Source organism: Rossellomorea vietnamensis NBRC 101237 (assembly GCF_001591825.1).
GTDB classification, from domain to species: Bacteria; Bacillota; Bacilli; order Bacillales; family Bacillaceae_B; genus Rossellomorea; species Rossellomorea vietnamensis.
This window is the reverse complement of the sequence record NZ_BCVQ01000004.1, coordinates 109,477-126,547: the sequence shown is the minus strand read 5'-3', so window position 1 is coordinate 126,547 and position 17,071 is coordinate 109,477. Positions and strand designations below refer to the sequence as shown.

The window sequence follows — 17,071 nt, the reverse complement described above, 5'->3', positions numbered from 1 at the left end:
TAAAATTGATGATCATGGTATTAGCTGTGTTTCTTCTTATTTTCTCGTTTGATTTCACGAAATTCAGGAAGCAGAATCAGACGATGATCGAGCAGAATGAAAGGATCATTTCACTACTTGAGGACATTAAGAAAGAAAACACTTGATAAAAATGGCTCGCAGATCTTGCGAGCCAACTTTCTATACAATTGAAATATAATCTTCATCCACGCTTTCTACCCCCTGATCAAACGTTAGCTTTGTCTTGAATAAATAACGCACGCCATCTTCAGAAAATGGGACTCCCATAGGAATTCGATAGGTAAATGACAGTTTATTGCATTCATCTGCCCGGATGATATCCGATTTTAATACAGTGGTCGAATCAATGAGCATTTCTTCCTTTCCATTCTTATCAATCATAACCAAATCACATTCAACCCGTTTAAGCTTTTGTTCAATGATGCCACCCTCTAAAAAGAAATAACCATGCAGGAGCTCACCTTGTCTAAATGAGGTTTTAGGCAGCACAAGATCAATTTTCGCAGACCCAATACCGAAGAGCGACATATATTTACGCAGTATCATTAGGCATGCTCCTTTTTGCTAGTATATTTCTTATCGATTTTTTCTTCGATTTTATCCATCTCCCGTCGATTTCTAATAATTTCTTCTTTGTTTTCTTCTATTAATTGAGAGAGGTTTGATTTTAATTTTTTCATTGTCCATTACTTCCTTTCAGAGTGAAATAATAAAGAAAAGACCTTTACCAATGGAGGTAAAGGTCTTTTCTGGACATATATAAGCCTTCACCAACTGGTAAAGGTCTCGCTAACAACATGGTTGTCAATAAAGCCGAGAGCGTGCACTCTGTAATGACGACTTTATTGTTACAGCTACTCCCCTTTAGGAGAATATTAAATTATGACACAATCATAATTGAAACAAGGATCGATGTCAACGGATATGAGAAACATATATCATTTCTATATATAAGACTCTATGCAGGAAACTCGAGGACGAAAAGAGAAGTAGTGGGTTAGGATGAAATGGAAAAAGGAGCTGGTCATGTGTATGAATTGAAAACGAAACAAAATGATGCGAGTGTCATAGAATTTATTGAGGGAGTGGATCACCTCCAAAAAAAGGAGGATGCTTATAGGCTACTGGATATTTTCAGCGAAACAACCGGCTTTGAAGCAAAGATGTGGGGGCCAAGTATTATCGGATTTGGTTCTTATCATTATAAATACAAAACGGGTCACGAGGGAGATGCTCCATTAGTGGGGTTTTCACCGAGAAAGGCCAAGATAAGCTTATATTTTGCCACAGGGGACAGTGAAAGAGAGAAACTTCTAAAGTCATTCGGGAAGCATACATCCGGTAAGGCGTGTGTGTACATAAATAAAGTAGCAGACATTGATGAATCGGTGTTAAAGCAATTGATTCAACAGTCTGTGGCCTTTTTACAAAAAACATATCCTGAAAAATAATTAAGTTTTTAATAGGGAATCAGTCTTGTTCATGTGACTAATTCCTTATTTTTTTTGACTGAAAGCTTTTTATTTGTAATTAAAGATAATATCCTATAATATTAATCTTGAATTAAAACTATCACGGTTCGAGATACATGATTTCAAATCATTGCAAAACCTTGATAAGGATCATTTTACATTCAGAAAGGGACGATTCAACATGACGAAGGTATTATATATTACAGCACATCCACACGATGACACACAATCTTACAGCATGGCTGTAGGGAAGGCATTTATCGATACGTATAAAGAAGCAAATCCTGGTCACGAAGTTATTACTTTGGACTTATACAAGGAAAGCATCCCACAAATCGATGCTGACGTATTCAGCGGCTGGGGCAAACTGCAATCAGGTAAAGGATTCGAAGAACTTTCTCAAGAAGAACAGGCAAAGGTTGGCCGACTTGGTGAATTATCGGATCAGTTTGTCGAAGCTGATAAATATATTTTCGTTACACCATTTTGGAACTTCTCATTCCCTCCAGTAATGAAAGCATATATTGACTCTGTGTCAGTTGCAGGTAAAGCCTTCAAATATACAGAGCAGGGACCGGTTGGACTACTGACAGACAAAAAAGCGCTTCACATTCAAGCACGTGGAGGAATCTACTCAGAGGGACCGGCTGCCGCAATGGAAATGGGACACCGCTACCTGGAAGTAATGATGCAATTCTATGGCGTTCCTTCATTCGAAGGATTATTTGTAGAAGGACATGCAGCCATGCCTGATAAAGCGGCTGAAATCAAAGAAAATGCCATCGCAAGAGCAAAAGATTTAGCACATACATTTTAATAATAGAGGGAGTCAACGATTATGTTGGCTCTTTTTTATTACCATTTATTTGAACCTTTTTTGAAAAATATGAAACTCCAACCACGTTATATTCGTATAGAGAGAGGAAAGGGAGTGGGGAAAATGAAGGATCAGGAATTTATTGATATTGTGTTAGGGGAAGATGAATCACTCGCAGCCCTGTTACAAACGATTGTGACCCATAAGAGGGAAGATTTAGGGACGCATGCCGTTTATGTTCAAGAAGTTATATCTACATATGACAATGGTTTCACGGTTATTCTTGAAATCAGCCGCAGCACTTACTAGATGAAAGAGGGAAAACATTAAAAAGAGACCCCGGTACAGTACCAGGGTCTACAATTATCATTCATTATCTTTTTATGAACATTTGAGTCCAATAATGACCGTACGATCCACCTTTCACATAGCCTACTCCGATTTCTGTATAAGTCGGGGAGAGGATATTTTTTCTATGACCTTCGCTGTTCATCCACGCTTCTACCACTTCAGATGGAGTCCTTTGACCTGCAGCAATATTTTCTCCTGCTGCCTGGTAGGAAATCCCGAAATCCTTCATCATTTGGAATGGGGATCCGTATGTCGGGGATGTATGACTGAAGTAGTTCTTCGCAATCATGTCTTCCGACTTATAGCGAGCGACACGGGACAACTCCCAATTTTCCTTCAATGGGGGTAAACCCACTTTTGAACGCTCCATGTTTACGAGTTTCACTACTTCATATGTATAACTTTCAGCAGTGGCATTTGCTCCTGGGATATTTAAGCTTTGACCAGGATAAATCATATTCGGATTACTGATCCCGGGATTTGCTGAAATCAGCTCGGATACTCCAACCTGATGTTTCACGGCAATCTTCCACATCGTATCCCCATAAGAGACCGTGTAGGTACCAGCAGCGGCAACCTTGGAAGAATGACCAAATCCAATGACAAAAGTGACAGACAACAATAAGATAGATAAAAGTTTTATAGTTTTCATAGTTCTATTGAAATATAATTCTGTTAATTTTAAAACAGGTAGTTGTTACCACTATAGAGGGAAACCCGTGTTATCAACATATAGTAAATTTTACTAGGATCATTCGACGGTTACTTTCTAATCAGAACAGTACAAATTAATCCCATATTATGGTCCTCCTTTGATATACTAATTAATAAAGATGTTTAGATAGCCGAGATACATACTAAAGGAGTGTAGCGAATGAACTGGTTGAATTGGAATGATCTTTTAGCCCCGTCCAATCCATATGTTGCCGTTTTTTTCGGGATCATCCTCACCATTGTGGTTGCCTTCAGTATATGGGTTGAAACGCGACAAATACGACCCCTTTTTATTGCAATGGTCTCAGGCGGTTTAACCACCATCATCGGAGTCGGACTCCTTACGATGGTCGGATTCTATTAGGAAGGATGAAATGATATGAAATCCCTTTTCTTAGTCATATTTGGCGCCATCCTGGGATGGGGAATCACAGGTTTTTTCACGGAAGGTTTTGAAACGGATTATCTGTTTATCCTGATCATAGGAATCGTGATCGGACATAGTTTAGGGCGTAGAAAGGAAAAAGAAGAGTTTACAGAATCCATTTGAAAGGCATGTCTGTATGACAGGGAAGTATATTCATATGAAGCATTTATCATTGGAAAGGTATGATTTAGTGTTATTTTTCTTGAAAGAACTCATCTTCTAAAGAGAAACGGAGATTACATATGAAAAGACCAACACCGATTGAAGCCGCAAAGCTTTTCATCCATGAACAATTTCCCACCTGTCAAGCCGCCCTTCTCGGAGGAAGTGTAGTAAGAGGAGAAGAGACAGCAACATCGGATCTTGATATTGTCGTCATCGATGAACACCTCCAGACCGAGTACCGTGAATCCCTTATTTCCAACGGATGGCCGATAGAAGTATTCGTTCACAATATGAAAACCCTCCGACACTATTTCCAATCGGACTACAAACGGGCCCGACCCTCCTTACAAAAGATGGTGTCAGAAGGAATTCCACTCATTGACCACCCAATCATCGACACAATCAAACGAGAGGCGAATCATATGTTGAGGGACGGACCTCCCGAATGGTCAGCAGAAACCGTTCGGATGAAGAGATATTTTCTTACAGATGCCCTTGATGATTTAATCGGTTCGACGAATAGAGGGGAAAGTATTTTCATTGCGAACTCAATCGGGGAATTACTTCATGAATTTGTGCTCAGATCGAATCGTCATTGGATAGGCTCTTCAAAATGGATCGTCCGTGCATTACATGAGTATGACCCACAGTTTGCCAAGGAATTTGTATATGCTTTCGAACAATTTTATAGGGAAGATGACAAAATGGAAATTGTGAGGCTGGTCGATTCTGTTCTCCAAATACATGGTGGAAGATTATTTGAAGGATTTTCGGTTGGAAAAGATCATTAAACTAGTTAACACTCAAAAGCCCTTCCGAATAGAAGGGCTCACATGTCTATCATTATACAAGAATCTGAAATTCATCGTGATCGACGCTGTTGACACCATCATCAAAGACAAGTCGGGTGACGAACTTATAAGAAACCGTCTCACTGCTTGGTGGAAATGCATCTGAAAGTCGGCATGAAAAGTGAATGGTGCGTTGTTCGTTTGCTTTCATCGTTGATGAGCTTAATATGGTATTCTGATGAAGAACAGAAGAACGTTTATCATCGTATTGTAAAAGATCTGTCTCAATCCTCTTTAATTTCTGCTCTACCCGACCGCCGGTGAGTTCATATTCACCCTTGATGACATCTCCTGGTCGAAACTCCTTCTTATTCAATACCAAATCAATCTTTGTAGCTCCAATTCCGAACCTGCACATCAGTTTGCTAAACATAACAGCCTTCAACCTCTCAATCATCTAGTTACCAATTCTACGCATTAAGGAGAGCTTTGGTTTCATTTTTATTGCTTTGAATACGACTATATTCTAAAAGAAACGGAACCGATTTGTCTATACTCCTTCTTCGACATTTTTCGCAGTTAATCTTCACACATATGCATATTAACCCCTATACTTCACCATCAATATCCAACGAAGTAAAATTAATGGGTTTTATTCCATATAGAGGTAGAAATATAGTCGAATTTTCTATAAAATAGGACTAGAACATTATCATATTTTGGTAAAATACGAGCTTAAAAGGGGTTATACAAATTGAAGGAAAAGAAGAAAAAGAAAAAAACCCATGTCCCATTGAGAATGAATTTATTGTTTATTTCGGTCTTTTTTCTATTTTCACTTCTGATTCTTCGTCTTGGAATTGTACAAATCGTGCAGGGGAACCATTATGAAGCAGAAGTCGCAAGAACTGAAAATGTCAAATCACATAATGGAACACCGCCGAGAGGGAAAATCTATGACCGATACCGGAATGTCATCGTCGACAACGTTCCACTGAATGCCATTACCTACACGAGAACGCAAACGACGAAGCCTAAAGATATGCTAAAGGTCGCTGAGAAATTAGCTGAATTGATTGAAATGGATACGGGTAAGATTACCGATCGTGACCGTCAGGATTTCTGGCTTCTCACTCATCCTGATAAAGCGGAAAAGCTTGTTTCAAAAGAAGAAATAAAGAAGCTGGAAGATGATGAAGAACTAGCGGAGGATGAGAGGAACAAGAAAATTTACGAAATGCAGCTTGAGAGAATCACTGAAAAGGATATCAACTCCTTTTCGAAACAGGAAGAGGAAGTACTGGCAATTTTCCGTGAATTCAATACGGGATATGCCCTTAGCCCACAGATCATCAAGAATAAAGATGTATCGATGGAAGAGATGGCGAGGGTGAGTGAACGATTATCTGAAATGCCCGGTGTGAACGTCACTACGGACTGGGAAAGAAAGTATGTGAATGATAGTACGCTGCGGACTGTTTTGGGTAGGGTTTCCACCTCACAACAGGGGCTGCCAAGCGAACTTGTAAAAGAATATAAAGCTCAAGGATATGCTTTGAATGATCGGGTTGGAACGAGTTATTTTGAATCTGAGTATGAAAATATACTTAAAGGACAAAAGGAAGAAATCGAGTACATTACGAAAAATGGTAGCGTCCTTGATACACAGCTTGTAAGCGAAGGACATAGTGGTAAGGATGTTGTGTTGACAATTGACTTGCAGCTCCAGAAAGAAATTGAAAAGATTGTTGAAGAAGAGCTTAGCAAACAAGCCTCAAAATATTGGGAATCTCCGTTCCTGGACCGCGCATTCGTCGTCATGATGGATCCGCACACAGGTGAGATCCTCTCCATGGTAGGAAAGAAGTATGGTAAGGATGAAAACGGAAAGACAGAATTACAGGATTATGCATTAGGAACGTACACTTCTGAGTATGGGGTTGGATCTGCTGTAAAAGGTGCTACTGTGTTGACGGGGTATATGACTGGTGCGTTGAATGTTGGGGATGTTTTGTATGATGAGGCAATTGCCATACAGGGAACCCCCGTTAAAAGATCATGGTTTAACCTTTCGAGAGGACCCATGTACCTAAACGATATCGATGCACTGGAGATTTCTTCAAATGCGTATATGTTTAAAACAGCAATTAAAATTGCAGGTGGTGTATACAGAAAGGACCAGCCAATTGATATGGATCCAAAAGCGTTTGATACCATGCGCAATTACTATAGCCAGTTCGGACTTGGCGTTAAAACTGGTATTGATCTGCCTGGTGAAGTCGAAGGGTTAAAAGGAAAAAAGAGAGAACCAGGTATGTTAATGGACTTCGCCATTGGTCAATATGATTTATATACACCCATGCAACTTGTGCAATATGCATCTACAATCGCCAACGGAGGTTTCAGGATGGAGCCTCACTTAATGAAAGAGGTTAGGGAACCAAGTCAGGAGAGGGATAAGGTAGGGCCATTAATTTATGAAAAAAATGCAAAGGTATTAAATCGGATTGATGCAACGGAAAGACAAATCCAGCAAGTGCAGAGAGGATTCTATAAGGTCGCACATGGGAGCCAAGGTACTGCCAATAATTTTAGAAACGCTCCATATGATGCTGCAGCTAAATCCGGTACAGCCGAAGCATTTTACTATAGTCCAGAAGAAAAAAGACAGTATGAAACCTATAACACTACATTAATCGGCTATGCACCATATGACAATCCTGAAGTTGCATTCTCAGTGGTTCTCCCATATTCACACCAGGACAAAGATCCGTATGTGAACAAAACCATCGCCAAAAGGGCCATGGACAAATACTTCGAACTAAAAAAGCAATACGAAAAACAAGGCTACTATAACTCTTCAACAGAAGAGAAAGTCCGTAATGCCGATGAGCTTGAAAACATAGAAGATCCTGAAACAACAGAAGAATAATTCTGTTAAATATGAAACCTGCCGTTTTTTCAAACGTATATATAGGTAAGGAAAGTATTCCTAATGGAGGTGCAGTGCACATGCTATGGTGGATTATAGGAATTGCCGTTGTGTTCGGTGTAATAAGTGGTCTTCTTAGACGTAAGTTCTCCCAAAATACATTTGAAGCCGGTAATCAAAACGAGAGGCAACTGCAGGAAGAAGAACGTGTGAAAGCGAGCAGTTGGTTTAACGGTGGGCAGTGATAGAAAAAATGCCAGGAAAAGCTTCCTGGCATTTTTTTTGACAATATTGACGGCTGTATCTAAAACCAATACATAATGTATATGAATCATACATTCAAAGTCAATCGAATGACTTCAAAAGGATGTAGAAATTGAACGAGGAGAGAAGAATGTGATCAAATCAGCACATGATATATTGGAGCTCGTTGAACAAGATTCCTGGATGATGGACATCCTTAAAACAACACATAAACTGCACCTTCCTGATTGGTGGATCTGCACAGGTTTTGTCAGGACGAAAGTGTGGGATACACTGCATAGGTATTCAAACAAAACGAACTTGCCTGATATTGATGTCGTGTATTTTGATGCTTCGAATACAGAGGAAGAATTTGAGAAATACGTAGAATCCCGATTGAAGGAGGAAGCTCCCTCCGAACCGTGGTCTGTGAAAAACCAGGCAAGAATGCATATTAAAAATGGAGAAGCACCATATACATCCACGATTGATGCCGTTTCCCGTTTTCCGGAGACTGCCACCGCTATTGCTCTGAAGCTGAACGAGAAAAATGAGCTTATATTGGCAGCCCCTTGGGGGATAGAAGACTTGATTTCTTTACAAATTAAGCCGACTCCACCATTTAAAGAAAAAGAGGCTCTGTCTTCCATTTATGAAAAAAGAGTGCTGGAAAAACTATGGGATACAAAATGGCCAAAGGTGAAAGTTCATGGTAGCTGAATTGAGGGACGGACCTCAATTGGGCACTTCATGTGGGGTTGAATCCTTAGTATAAAAGGACTTCCTTACATAAATACAGCAATTATTGAGGTCCGTCCCTCAAAGGAAAGGAGAAGGTTATGTCTATTAAATATTGGTCACAGGTAGGAATCGGTTTGCTTGTGCTTGGTTTTTCTACTCTGGTTAGTTGGTATGAGGGAAGTGCTTTATTGGATCATGCCTGGGAGTGGAGGTATTCGGCTCCTTTTAGTGAGATGGTTCATGGAAGTGTGACGGGTTCGAGTGATATCGTAGCCCTTGATTTCTTTGTATATGCGGCGAAGTTCTCGCCACTGTACCCAGGGATGATGATTATCAGTGCCAGCTATCTTTTCATACTGATTGGATTTAGGTTATTCAGACAAACAGGTTTCCGGCTTTCCCTCGCTCTACTTGGAGTGATCTACCTTGCGTCATGTGTTGTCATTTCCTCATCACCTACTGCGGGTGGGAACGCATTATTCTGGTTGTTCCTATTGGTAGGAGTATTGATGGTTGTAGCAGCTTGCATCATTCACTTATTTCCATTCTTACGATTAGGAAGGCCATACAACCAATAGAGGGACGGACCTCAAAATACTTCACGATTTCAAGTATAAATCCTTTGATATAAAGCATTTACCCATAAAAACAGATGGATTTTTGAGGTCCGTCCCTAAACCGTAACGTTTAACTGTACGGTTTTGTTAAAATGCAGTATACTACTCTAGAGGTGATAACTTGGGAAGTTGTATCGGATAGGCGAGCTGTCGAAGGTAAGTGAAGTTTCAAAGCGAACGATTGATTATTACACGAAAATGGGTTTATTAAAATGCGGCAGGTCCCGTAATAATTATCGATATTATCATGAAGAGGCATTAGCTGACTTGAAACTGATTGAACAATGTCAGCAGATGAAAATGACCTTACATGAAATCAAAGATCGTATGATTTTATTGAAATCCAATCAGGTGGATCAATCCGTGCTTGAAAAGCAGGTAAAACATATACGAAATGAAATGAAGCATTTGCATAATGAATTGCATGAAGTCCTTCAGGCGATGGATACATTAGGGGATGAAGATAAGAAGCGCATGTTAAAGCAGGTTTCCCCACAGGCTTTAGCCTTATTTCAAACATTAATGGTTTTTTCTGGTTAATCCAGCATAATAGATAAGCAACTACAGGAGAGTGACTTTTTTTTGGACGATATACCACTGAATTCATTAGTATTACTGGGAGCATTAATCCTTTTATCTGCCTTTTTCTCATCGGCGGAAACGGCTTACTCAAGCGTAAATAAGATCAGACTTAAGAATTTCGTAAGTGAAGGCAGAAGAGGAAGCATTAAAGCGCATTATATTGCTGAGAATTTTGACAAAGCCCTGTCGACGATATTAGTCGGGAACAATATCGTGAACATCGCGGCAGCTAGTATTTCAGCAAAGCTTGCGACAGATATTTTCGGAGGGAACACGGGTCTCGTCATCAGTACGTTTGTCATGACGCTGTTAATTTTGATTTTCGGAGAAATCCTCCCGAAATCATTAGCTAAAGAAAACGCAGAAACGTATTCCCTGACCATATCCGGCGTGCTTTTTTTCTTAATCAAGGTCCTTACACCGATCAACTTCTTTTTTATCAAATTAAAGGAGCTGGTTTCGAAATTCTTCTCGAAAGATCACGAGATGCCGTCTGTCACAGAGGAAGAGTTAAAGGTGATGCTTGATATTAGTGAAGAAGAAGGAGTCATCGATAAAGAAGAAAGGGAGCTGATCCATCGCTCCATGGACTTTGATGATATCCTTGCTACCGAGGTCCTGACTCCCCGTATTGATGTCAAGGCCGTTGAAGTGAATCAGCCGATTGAAGAAATCAAAGAAATGTTCTTTGAAGAACGATTTTCGCGGATTCCTGTATATGAGGATCATATCGATAACATTATCGGAATTCTCTCGGAAAAAGAGTTCTTTACTCACTTGATCAAGTTCGGTGAAGTAAACATACGTGAATTGATCCGCGAACCAATGTTCATTTTTGAATCTGTTAAAATCTCTTCCCTTCTTACTAAACTTCAAAAGAACAATGTGCACATGGCCATTGTAGTAGATGAATTTGGTGGAACCACGGGAATCATCACCCTTGAAGACATCCTGGAAGAGATTGTAGGGGAAATCTGGGATGAGCAGGATGAGAAAACTCATTCCATGAGGAAAATCAGCGATAAAGAATATCGATTCGATTCTCAATATCAATTGGATGAATTTACAGAGTTACTCGACGTACCAGAGCCTGAAAGCTCTTACCATACACTTGGGGGATGGGTCGTTGAAAGTTTCGAAGATCTTCCTTCAGAGGGTGACTGCTTCGATTATGAAAACTTAAAGGTGAGCGTAGAAGAAGTGGATAACCGCCGGGTACGCACTATCAAAGTGGAGATCTTAGAAGAAAAGACCGGAGACCTGGTTTAAAATACGTTAAAAAAACAGGCTTAGATGCCTGTTTTTTTATACGCAATCGAAAGGAGCTGTAACATGCATCAAGAAGAAACGAAAGAGGTCCTTTTAAAGGAACTTGAGGTGGTCAATGAATGGGCAGATGATCAAAAAGGATTGTGGTTCTGGGAGAAACTCGGCAGGATTCCATTCATGATTCTTGATCGGATCACCCCTCAAATGGTACATAATAAAATCGGGCAGGCCTTGGATGAGATAGGAAGCTACATTCAAAAAGGCGGGAGTCATCTCACAAGTGAGAAGGAAGTCCTAAATCGATTCATCAAAAAAACGGGAGAGTCTGATTTAACTCTAAAGAAAATAGGAGTGCTTCCCCTTAACTACATGGACGAAGTGAGCGAAGGAATTGTGGATTTGAGGAAAAAGGTAGCAATGACTCAAGGTGCCACGACAGGGATCGGTGGTTTTCTTACATTAAGTATCGATATCCCATTCATTCTGGGCATATCACTTAAAACCCTTCAAGAGATAGCCCTGTGCTACGGTTATGATCCCAATGATCAAGAGGAGCGCATTTTTATCATCAAATGCCTACAATTTGTTTCATCGGACATTGTCGGGAAACAAGCCATCCTTCAAGAACTGGAAGAGTTTAATGGTGAGAAGAAGTATAAAAGAGAGCAAACCCTTTCCCAGCTGCAGGGGTGGAGGGAAGTCATGATCAGCTTTCGTGACAACTTTGGATGGAAAAAACTCTTTCAAATGATACCCATCGCCGGAATCCTCTTCGGCTCCTTCATCAACAAATCCATGATCAAAGACATAGGAGAGACCGGTCGCATGCTATACCGTAAACGAAGGATCCTCGCGAAGCTGGAAGAGGGACGGACCTCTAATTAACATCCTATTTTCATGAAGAATTCAGGTTTTATGCGCATTTTTAATCACATCGGGAGCATTTATAGAGGTCCGTCCCTCTATAAATGCCAAAAGGGACCTCCACATGGAAGTCCCTTTTTCTTTATTCTTCTTCTTCATTCTTATCTTTATTAAACCAAAGTGGTTCATCATTATCCACTTCGCCATTGTAATTAATAAGTAGTTCTTCTCCAGCTTGAATATCTTTATAAGCATAAAAGTCGAAAGTATGATTATCAAAATTGATTTCGTAAACTGTATTCGGTGTATATGAATGGTTGAACAACATTCCGTATCCCAGTAGAAGTGCTGTGTGGTTGATTCCATATTCAAATACGTAATCCGCCAGGAACGTCTTCTCAATATGTTCATGTTCCTCGTTTGGGTATGGGATGACTGGTGCTTCATGAACCAGTTCTCCTTTGGCTATATCTCTTTTTGCAAAAACTCCACGATTGAGATCTCCGTCGCTAAGAGACGATAGTTTTACTTCGATCATTATGCCACCTGCTTTCTAAATCCTTGACTAAATAAGTTTGACACGAACGGGATAGAAAAGCAAACACTAAATCTAACCCGAACAGTAAGGTTGACCTGTCCGTTAGAAGAGATTACCGAAAAAATCCTGGATGCCACGTGCACTTCGGACAATCCAGCTCGCTTTCTTAACGGATTCTGCAGCATATACATCCACTTTATAATCTGAGGTCTTCCTGTCAAAGATATATTCTTCTTTTTCACTTGTATCAATAACCAATTCCCCGATTTTTTCTCCTTTTTCAATAGGAGCTTGAAGGGACCCATCCTCGTTGACTTTTTGTTCATCAAGATTCAGGGTGGTTTTCACCTTGTCTTTCTCCTCATCCGTTAAGCGGATAGAGAGGGGTTTGTCAACCTTTATTGTCACTTCCTGCTCTTTACCGTTCGGAACCGGTAAGGTATGCTTCTTTTTCTTTTCCATGCTGTCCAAGTCATAGGTTACAGTCTTAAATTCATCAAAACCGTAATCGAGGAGTTCTCTTGCTTGAATAAAGCGTTGTGCACTGCTTGGCTGTCCATACTCATCCTTGGCGTCAAGAATGACAGTAATGTAACGGACTCCATTTCTTTTTGCCGTTCCCGTAAAGGTGGAACCGGCGAATGGAGTCGTCCCCGTCTTCAGACCGTCTGCACCCTTGTAATGATAGGATTTCCCCTTTAATAGACCATTTGTGTTTTTCATGACCAGCTCTTCACTCGTCCCAGGTCTGAATACTTTGGAAGTGAGACTTGATGTTTCCAATACTTCAGGAAAATCATGAATGAGGTAATAGGCAAGGGTTGCCATATCTTCTGCTGATACCATATTTTCATCATTCACATCGGTTCCTTCAGGATACATCCCCAGCATATCGTAGTTACTGAGCCCGGAGGAATTGACGAATTGATAATGTTCAAAGCCAAGTTCCTTCGCCTTGGCATTCATCATCTTCACAAATTTCCCTTCAGAACCTGCAACAACCTCAGAAAGCGCAATTGCGGCACCATTGCCGGACTTGATGACCATGGCATCATACAATTCCCTTACTGTATATTCTTCATCTGCCCTCAATGGAACATTGCTTAATCCGGGGGCATTGGCCAATTGATAGACCTTATCGCTTACCTTATACCTTTGATCCCATGTTATCTTTCCTTTTTCAATCGCTTCTAACACAAGGTACTCCGTCATCATTTTCGTCATGCTCGCAATACCGAGTGCCTTGTCCTCATGTTCACTATAAACAATCTTTCCTGTATCTGCTTCTACTAATATTGCAGCATCTGCATTGATTTCAACTGTTGATTTACCATGCGCCGTCTGCTGAAAGGGCGTCATGGCCATAAATGATATCATCAAAACCGCCAGGCTTTGTTTCACTGTCTTCTTTTCCAAAATAGTACCTCCATAAAACCAATTTTACGCAACCAAATCATTCTACCATACAAACCTCCCAAACACCCCAAATCCCATGAACCTTTTCAAATCGTTCAAATTATTGTAAATAATTGTTGTACTGAGTGTACTGAGGGACGGACCTTCATCTATCAATCTGGGTTTACCATAATATGAACGGAGAAGGTCCGTCCCTCAAAATGGAAAATAATTCTTGTTCCCTTTCTACCAATCTGGTAAAATCGGGTAAACCACTGGGAGGGATTAGAGTTGATCACATATCCAATACTTACGAAACATTCTACTGTGGGCGTTACAGCACCTTCTTCTGGCGTGCCACATGAGCTCCACGATTCACTGAAGAAAGCTATAGCAAAAATGGATGAAGAGGGGTACAGCATAGAATGTGGTGAAACCGTTTGGAAGCAGCACAAGGCAAAGTCCGCTCCTGCTCACGAGAGAGCGGCCGAGTTAAATAAAATGCTTCAGGATGATTCAATTTCACTCATCATTCCTCCATGGGGAGGAGAGCTCCTTATAGAGGTCCTAGACTTAATCGATTATCAACAAATCAAGCCTAAGTGGGTACTCGGATATTCCGACATCAGCGCCCTCTTACTTGCATTAACTTTAAAGACAGGGATAGCGACGGCACATGGGACCAACCTCATTGACTTGAGAGGAGAGGCAACTGATCCTACGACTAAACAATGGGAGAATGTCCTTTACACAGAAAGAGGTTCTTCAGTCACCCAATACTCATCCCAGAAGTATCAAAAAGAATGGAATCATGAAGAGCCTTCACCACATGTCTTTCGTTTAACGGAGCCCACGGTCTGGAAAACGATTGGAGACGGGAAGGTAGAGGTGGAAGGGCGAATTCTTGGAGGCTGCATCGATGTGATCAGAAACCTTATCGGTACACCATACGGGGATGTGGCTTCTTTCAGGGAGAAACATATAATCAATGAGCCGATTATGTGGTATTTCGAAAACTGTGAGATCAATACGGCAGATTTACGCCGTACACTAGTACAAATGAAACTCGCAGGATGGTTAGACCATACTGCGGGGCTGCTATTCGGAAGAAGTGCCGCAAATACCCCGGTGGACGGCTATACAGCAGAAGATGTTTATCATGAAATCGCCAACGAATTACAAATTCCAGTTGTATATGATATCGACTGTGGTCATCAGCCTCCACAGATTACATTCATCAATGGTGCTTACGGGAAAGTAGAAGTTCAAGATGGAAAAGGGAAGGTAACACAAACCTTCCGATAATTATTCAATTAGAGGGACGGACCTACATGAAGCAATAGCAGTTTACCATAATTATAATTATGAAGGTCCGTCCCTCTAACTCCATTTTACACATAGCGGTCACACACCGAATTACGAAGAAGCAAGTCACTTCACAGAAGTGGTGATGAGGTTCATAAACACCAATAATCTTATAAAACAGAGATAAGGGGAAATAAAGATGTTTACCTATAAATTAAGCGATAAACTGGAATTAAGACTGCTTGATGTACAAGACGCAGAAAGATTATTCGAACTGACAGATGGATCCCGTTCCTATTTACGAGAGTGGCTCCCTTGGGTTGATTACTCAAAAACGGTGGAGGATTCGAAGGAATTCATTCAGGCGACCCGTCAAGGTTTTGCCAATAATAAGAGTTTGACGACTGCGATCGTTTATCAAAATGAAATTGTCGGTGTTGCGGGTTTCAATGAACTGAATTGGTCTAATAAAGTCGCCTATATCGGTTATTGGCTGGGGGAAGGCTATCAAGGGAAAGGTATCATGACGACCGTTGCAAAAGCGTTGACGAGCTACGCCTTTGATTATTATAAAATGAATAAAGTGGAAATAACCGCTGCTGAATTTAACAAACGGAGCCGGAGCATCCCGGAAAGGCTCGGATTTGTGGAAGAAGGGAAGCTGAGACAGAGGGAATGGCTCTACGATCACTATGTGGATCATGTTGTCTATGGAATGTTAGCGAAAGAATGGAACAGAGCGTGAAGGAGATCGAACACCGTGCAGGGGAATTGATTTCCTGGGTGGAAGAGATCAAAGAGAAAAATGGAAGCTCTGCCGGCGCACTCTATATCCTTAAAGATAATCACGTAGTCGTAGAGCATTATAGTGGACATCATTCCCACGAAGAGGATACGAGAAGTGTCCAAGCCGACTCACAATTCAATGTGGCTTCTGCCCGGAAGAGCTATTTAGGTCTTGCCGTTTCCCTGGCATTGTTTGACAAATACATCGAGAGTTTAGATGATTCCATCTCTAAGTACATGCCTGAATTGGATCCTGACATGGTGAAGGGTACGTCCATCCGGCACCTTGTCACTCATTCCCACGGACTTCATATCGATGAGAAGGGGGAATGGTATAGAGAATTCAAGGCTGGAACAAGCTGGGCTTATCGCAACATCGGAGTGGAGATCCTGACCGATTTGATCCAGAGACTTTACGGTAAAGGATTTCCTCAGCTATTGGAAGAACGGATATTTACACGTATCGGATTAAAAGAAACGGGCTGGCGGACAGAATCCTCAGCAAGCCTTGTAAACATAATCGGAGAAGTAACGGAACCGCCTCTTTCCGGACTGGGGACGACCAATGATGGTAAAGAAAAAAATCTATTCGTTTCGGCGCGGGAATTTGCCCTTTGGGGACAACTCCATCTGCAAAAGGGCAGGATGCACGGTGAACAGGTTGTTCCCCCTCAGGTGATCGAGTTATCTACCTCGATCCAAAATGGGTCCTATCATGACCCGTCGCTCCCAGATAACGGCCTTTTCTGGTATGTACAAGGAGATTCACGGGCGAGAAGCGAAATGGGGGAACGGGTACCCCGTACTTCGTATCAAATTCTTGGAGTGACGGGACCAACACTTCTTGTCATCCCGTCATTAAACGTTGTAGTGGCAAAGATGTATAATAAGCGCTATAACTACGGTGGGGATGACTATCTTCATTATCTAAGAGAGTTCAGCAACAAAGTTGCGGATTTATTTACTGACAGTCAATAGCCATGACAATAAACTTGATTTGGGAATGAATTTCCAAATGGGAGGGTACACTATGAACAATCA

At 41.0% G+C, this 17,071-nt stretch carries 23 protein-coding genes; 17 read left to right on the top strand and 6 right to left on the bottom strand.

From position 1 onward, the window contains the following. The first annotated feature begins 5 nt into the window (after positions 1-5). The gene (locus BVI01S_RS22465) at positions 6-146 is read left to right on the top strand and encodes a hypothetical protein (protein WP_156477296.1); all 141 of its coding nucleotides are present in this window, start codon (positions 6-8) and stop codon (positions 144-146) included. A gap of 34 nt (positions 147-180) precedes the next feature. On the opposite strand, the gene BVI01S_RS03735 is transcribed toward BVI01S_RS22465, so the two are convergent. Beyond that, the gene (locus tag BVI01S_RS03735; RefSeq protein ID WP_034759426.1) at positions 181-567 is read right to left on the bottom strand and encodes a sporulation protein; all 387 of its coding nucleotides are present in this window, start codon (positions 565-567) and stop codon (positions 181-183) included. Next, the gene (locus tag BVI01S_RS22035) at positions 567-701 is read right to left on the bottom strand and encodes an FbpB family small basic protein (RefSeq protein ID WP_079532558.1); all 135 of its coding nucleotides are present in this window, start codon (positions 699-701) and stop codon (positions 567-569) included. Before BVI01S_RS22035 ends, BVI01S_RS03735 begins: the two co-directional genes overlap by 1 nt. 348 nt (positions 702-1,049) lie before the next feature. Between BVI01S_RS22035 and BVI01S_RS03730 the strand changes: the two genes are divergently transcribed. The 3 genes from BVI01S_RS03730 to BVI01S_RS22460 all read left to right on the top strand — a co-directional run bounded on the left by BVI01S_RS03730 (position 1,050) and on the right by BVI01S_RS22460 (position 2,619). Then, the gene (locus tag BVI01S_RS03730) at positions 1,050-1,472 is read left to right on the top strand and encodes a DUF1801 domain-containing protein (protein WP_061809316.1); all 423 of its coding nucleotides are present in this window, start codon (positions 1,050-1,052) and stop codon (positions 1,470-1,472) included. 202 nt (positions 1,473-1,674) lie between these two features. Then, on the top strand, positions 1,675-2,310 hold the full coding sequence (locus BVI01S_RS03725) for an FMN-dependent NADH-azoreductase (protein ID WP_061809278.1): 636 nt from the start codon (positions 1,675-1,677) through the stop codon (positions 2,308-2,310). Between the two features lie 123 nt (positions 2,311-2,433). After that, positions 2,434-2,619: a hypothetical protein gene (locus tag BVI01S_RS22460; RefSeq protein WP_156477295.1), complete on the top strand. Its 186-nt coding sequence runs from the start codon at positions 2,434-2,436 to the stop codon at positions 2,617-2,619. 64 nt (positions 2,620-2,683) lie between these two features. Here BVI01S_RS22460 and safA read toward each other — a convergent pair whose 3' ends face one another. Continuing rightward, positions 2,684-3,313 carry a SafA/ExsA family spore coat assembly protein gene (gene safA / locus BVI01S_RS03715; RefSeq protein WP_082804657.1) on the bottom strand — a complete coding sequence of 210 codons (630 nt, stop codon included), beginning with the start codon at positions 3,311-3,313 and terminating at the stop codon, positions 2,684-2,686. Between the two features lie 222 nt (positions 3,314-3,535). Between safA and BVI01S_RS03710 the strand changes: the two genes are divergently transcribed. The 3 genes from BVI01S_RS03710 to BVI01S_RS03705 all read left to right on the top strand — a co-directional run bounded on the left by BVI01S_RS03710 (position 3,536) and on the right by BVI01S_RS03705 (position 4,758). Continuing rightward, positions 3,536-3,739, top strand: coding sequence for a hypothetical protein (locus tag BVI01S_RS03710; RefSeq protein WP_034759413.1), 204 nt, complete (start codon positions 3,536-3,538; stop codon positions 3,737-3,739). A 15-nt stretch (positions 3,740-3,754) separates the two neighbouring features. Beyond that, positions 3,755-3,925, top strand: a complete 171-nt coding sequence (locus BVI01S_RS22455) for a tRNA U-34 5-methylaminomethyl-2-thiouridine biosynthesis protein (protein ID WP_106298451.1) — start codon at positions 3,755-3,757, stop codon at positions 3,923-3,925. Between the two features lie 119 nt (positions 3,926-4,044). Further along, entirely contained in the window at positions 4,045-4,758 is a 714-nt protein-coding gene (locus tag BVI01S_RS03705; RefSeq protein WP_061809275.1) for a nucleotidyltransferase domain-containing protein, read from the top strand. Between the two features lie 52 nt (positions 4,759-4,810). Here BVI01S_RS03705 and BVI01S_RS03700 read toward each other — a convergent pair whose 3' ends face one another. Further along, complete coding sequence (locus BVI01S_RS03700; protein WP_061809274.1) at positions 4,811-5,191, bottom strand: sporulation protein; 381 nt, start codon at positions 5,189-5,191, stop codon at positions 4,811-4,813. Positions 5,192-5,557: 366 nt separating this feature from the next. Between BVI01S_RS03700 and BVI01S_RS03695 the strand changes: the two genes are divergently transcribed. The 7 genes from BVI01S_RS03695 (at position 5,558) to BVI01S_RS03670 (ending at position 12,027) form a co-directional block, all read left to right on the top strand. Continuing rightward, positions 5,558-7,690, top strand: a complete 2,133-nt coding sequence (locus tag BVI01S_RS03695; RefSeq protein WP_061809315.1) for a peptidoglycan D,D-transpeptidase FtsI family protein — start codon at positions 5,558-5,560, stop codon at positions 7,688-7,690. Between the two features lie 80 nt (positions 7,691-7,770). Then, positions 7,771-7,935, top strand: coding sequence for a hypothetical protein (locus BVI01S_RS22450; RefSeq protein WP_156030020.1), 165 nt, complete (start codon positions 7,771-7,773; stop codon positions 7,933-7,935). A 151-nt stretch (positions 7,936-8,086) separates the two neighbouring features. Then, positions 8,087-8,653: a nucleotidyltransferase family protein gene (locus BVI01S_RS03690; RefSeq protein WP_244886856.1), complete on the top strand. Its 567-nt coding sequence runs from the start codon at positions 8,087-8,089 to the stop codon at positions 8,651-8,653. Positions 8,654-8,772: 119 nt separating this feature from the next. Next, positions 8,773-9,252: a YjdJ family protein gene (locus tag BVI01S_RS03685; RefSeq protein ID WP_061809273.1), complete on the top strand. Its 480-nt coding sequence runs from the start codon at positions 8,773-8,775 to the stop codon at positions 9,250-9,252. A gap of 168 nt (positions 9,253-9,420) precedes the next feature. Continuing rightward, positions 9,421-9,831 (top strand): MerR family transcriptional regulator, encoded by a 411-nt coding sequence (locus BVI01S_RS03680; RefSeq protein WP_061809272.1) that lies wholly within the window; start codon positions 9,421-9,423, stop codon positions 9,829-9,831. Positions 9,832-9,873: 42 nt separating this feature from the next. Continuing rightward, complete coding sequence (locus tag BVI01S_RS03675) at positions 9,874-11,142, top strand: hemolysin family protein (protein ID WP_061809271.1); 1,269 nt, start codon at positions 9,874-9,876, stop codon at positions 11,140-11,142. A gap of 63 nt (positions 11,143-11,205) precedes the next feature. After that, the gene (locus tag BVI01S_RS03670; RefSeq protein WP_061809270.1) at positions 11,206-12,027 is read left to right on the top strand and encodes an EcsC family protein; all 822 of its coding nucleotides are present in this window, start codon (positions 11,206-11,208) and stop codon (positions 12,025-12,027) included. Between the two features lie 121 nt (positions 12,028-12,148). On the opposite strand, the gene BVI01S_RS03665 is transcribed toward BVI01S_RS03670, so the two are convergent. Together BVI01S_RS03665 and BVI01S_RS03660 are read right to left on the bottom strand one after the other, a co-directional pair. Next, positions 12,149-12,544: an SET domain-containing protein gene (locus BVI01S_RS03665; protein ID WP_061809269.1), complete on the bottom strand. Its 396-nt coding sequence runs from the start codon at positions 12,542-12,544 to the stop codon at positions 12,149-12,151. Between the two features lie 102 nt (positions 12,545-12,646). Then, positions 12,647-13,960: a D-alanyl-D-alanine carboxypeptidase family protein gene (locus BVI01S_RS03660; RefSeq protein ID WP_061809268.1), complete on the bottom strand. Its 1,314-nt coding sequence runs from the start codon at positions 13,958-13,960 to the stop codon at positions 12,647-12,649. 270 nt (positions 13,961-14,230) lie between these two features. Here BVI01S_RS03660 and BVI01S_RS03655 point away from each other — a divergent pair, with 270 nt between their 5' ends. The 3 genes from BVI01S_RS03655 (at position 14,231) to BVI01S_RS03645 (ending at position 17,008) form a co-directional block, all read left to right on the top strand. Beyond that, positions 14,231-15,244 (top strand): S66 family peptidase, encoded by a 1,014-nt coding sequence (locus tag BVI01S_RS03655; RefSeq protein WP_061809267.1) that lies wholly within the window; start codon positions 14,231-14,233, stop codon positions 15,242-15,244. Positions 15,245-15,443: 199 nt separating this feature from the next. Beyond that, a complete protein-coding gene (locus BVI01S_RS03650; RefSeq protein WP_061809266.1) occupies positions 15,444-15,989 on the top strand; it encodes a GNAT family N-acetyltransferase in 546 nt (181 codons plus the stop codon). Then, entirely contained in the window at positions 15,986-17,008 is a 1,023-nt protein-coding gene (locus BVI01S_RS03645) for a serine hydrolase domain-containing protein (RefSeq protein WP_244886855.1), read from the top strand. The genes BVI01S_RS03650 and BVI01S_RS03645 overlap by 4 nt, the downstream gene beginning before the upstream one ends. The last annotated feature ends 63 nt before the right edge of the window (positions 17,009-17,071 follow it).

What these genes read in the sequence shown, in the direction of transcription:
- BVI01S_RS03735 (WP_034759426.1), bottom strand. Translation starts at nt 567, where the DNA reads ATGATACTGCGTAAATATATGTCGCTCTTCGGTATTGGGTCTGCGAAA.
- BVI01S_RS22035 (WP_079532558.1), bottom strand. Translation starts at nt 701, where the DNA reads ATGAAAAAATTAAAATCAAACCTCTCTCAATTAATAGAAGAAAACAAA.
- BVI01S_RS03725 (WP_061809278.1), top strand. Translation starts at nt 1,675, where the DNA reads ATGACGAAGGTATTATATATTACAGCACATCCACACGATGACACACAA.
- BVI01S_RS22460 (WP_156477295.1), top strand. Translation starts at nt 2,434, where the DNA reads ATGAAGGATCAGGAATTTATTGATATTGTGTTAGGGGAAGATGAATCA.
- safA (WP_082804657.1), bottom strand. Translation starts at nt 3,313, where the DNA reads ATGAAAACTATAAAACTTTTATCTATCTTATTGTTGTCTGTCACTTTT.
- BVI01S_RS03710 (WP_034759413.1), top strand. Translation starts at nt 3,536, where the DNA reads ATGAACTGGTTGAATTGGAATGATCTTTTAGCCCCGTCCAATCCATAT.
- BVI01S_RS22455 (WP_106298451.1), top strand. Translation starts at nt 3,755, where the DNA reads ATGAAATCCCTTTTCTTAGTCATATTTGGCGCCATCCTGGGATGGGGA.
- BVI01S_RS03705 (WP_061809275.1), top strand. Translation starts at nt 4,045, where the DNA reads ATGAAAAGACCAACACCGATTGAAGCCGCAAAGCTTTTCATCCATGAA.
- BVI01S_RS03700 (WP_061809274.1), bottom strand. Translation starts at nt 5,191, where the DNA reads ATGTTTAGCAAACTGATGTGCAGGTTCGGAATTGGAGCTACAAAGATT.
- BVI01S_RS03695 (WP_061809315.1), top strand. Translation starts at nt 5,558, where the DNA reads ATGAATTTATTGTTTATTTCGGTCTTTTTTCTATTTTCACTTCTGATT.
- BVI01S_RS22450 (WP_156030020.1), top strand. Translation starts at nt 7,771, where the DNA reads ATGCTATGGTGGATTATAGGAATTGCCGTTGTGTTCGGTGTAATAAGT.
- BVI01S_RS03685 (WP_061809273.1), top strand. Translation starts at nt 8,773, where the DNA reads ATGTCTATTAAATATTGGTCACAGGTAGGAATCGGTTTGCTTGTGCTT.
- BVI01S_RS03670 (WP_061809270.1), top strand. Translation starts at nt 11,206, where the DNA reads ATGCATCAAGAAGAAACGAAAGAGGTCCTTTTAAAGGAACTTGAGGTG.
- BVI01S_RS03665 (WP_061809269.1), bottom strand. Translation starts at nt 12,544, where the DNA reads ATGATCGAAGTAAAACTATCGTCTCTTAGCGACGGAGATCTCAATCGT.
- BVI01S_RS03650 (WP_061809266.1), top strand. Translation starts at nt 15,444, where the DNA reads ATGTTTACCTATAAATTAAGCGATAAACTGGAATTAAGACTGCTTGAT.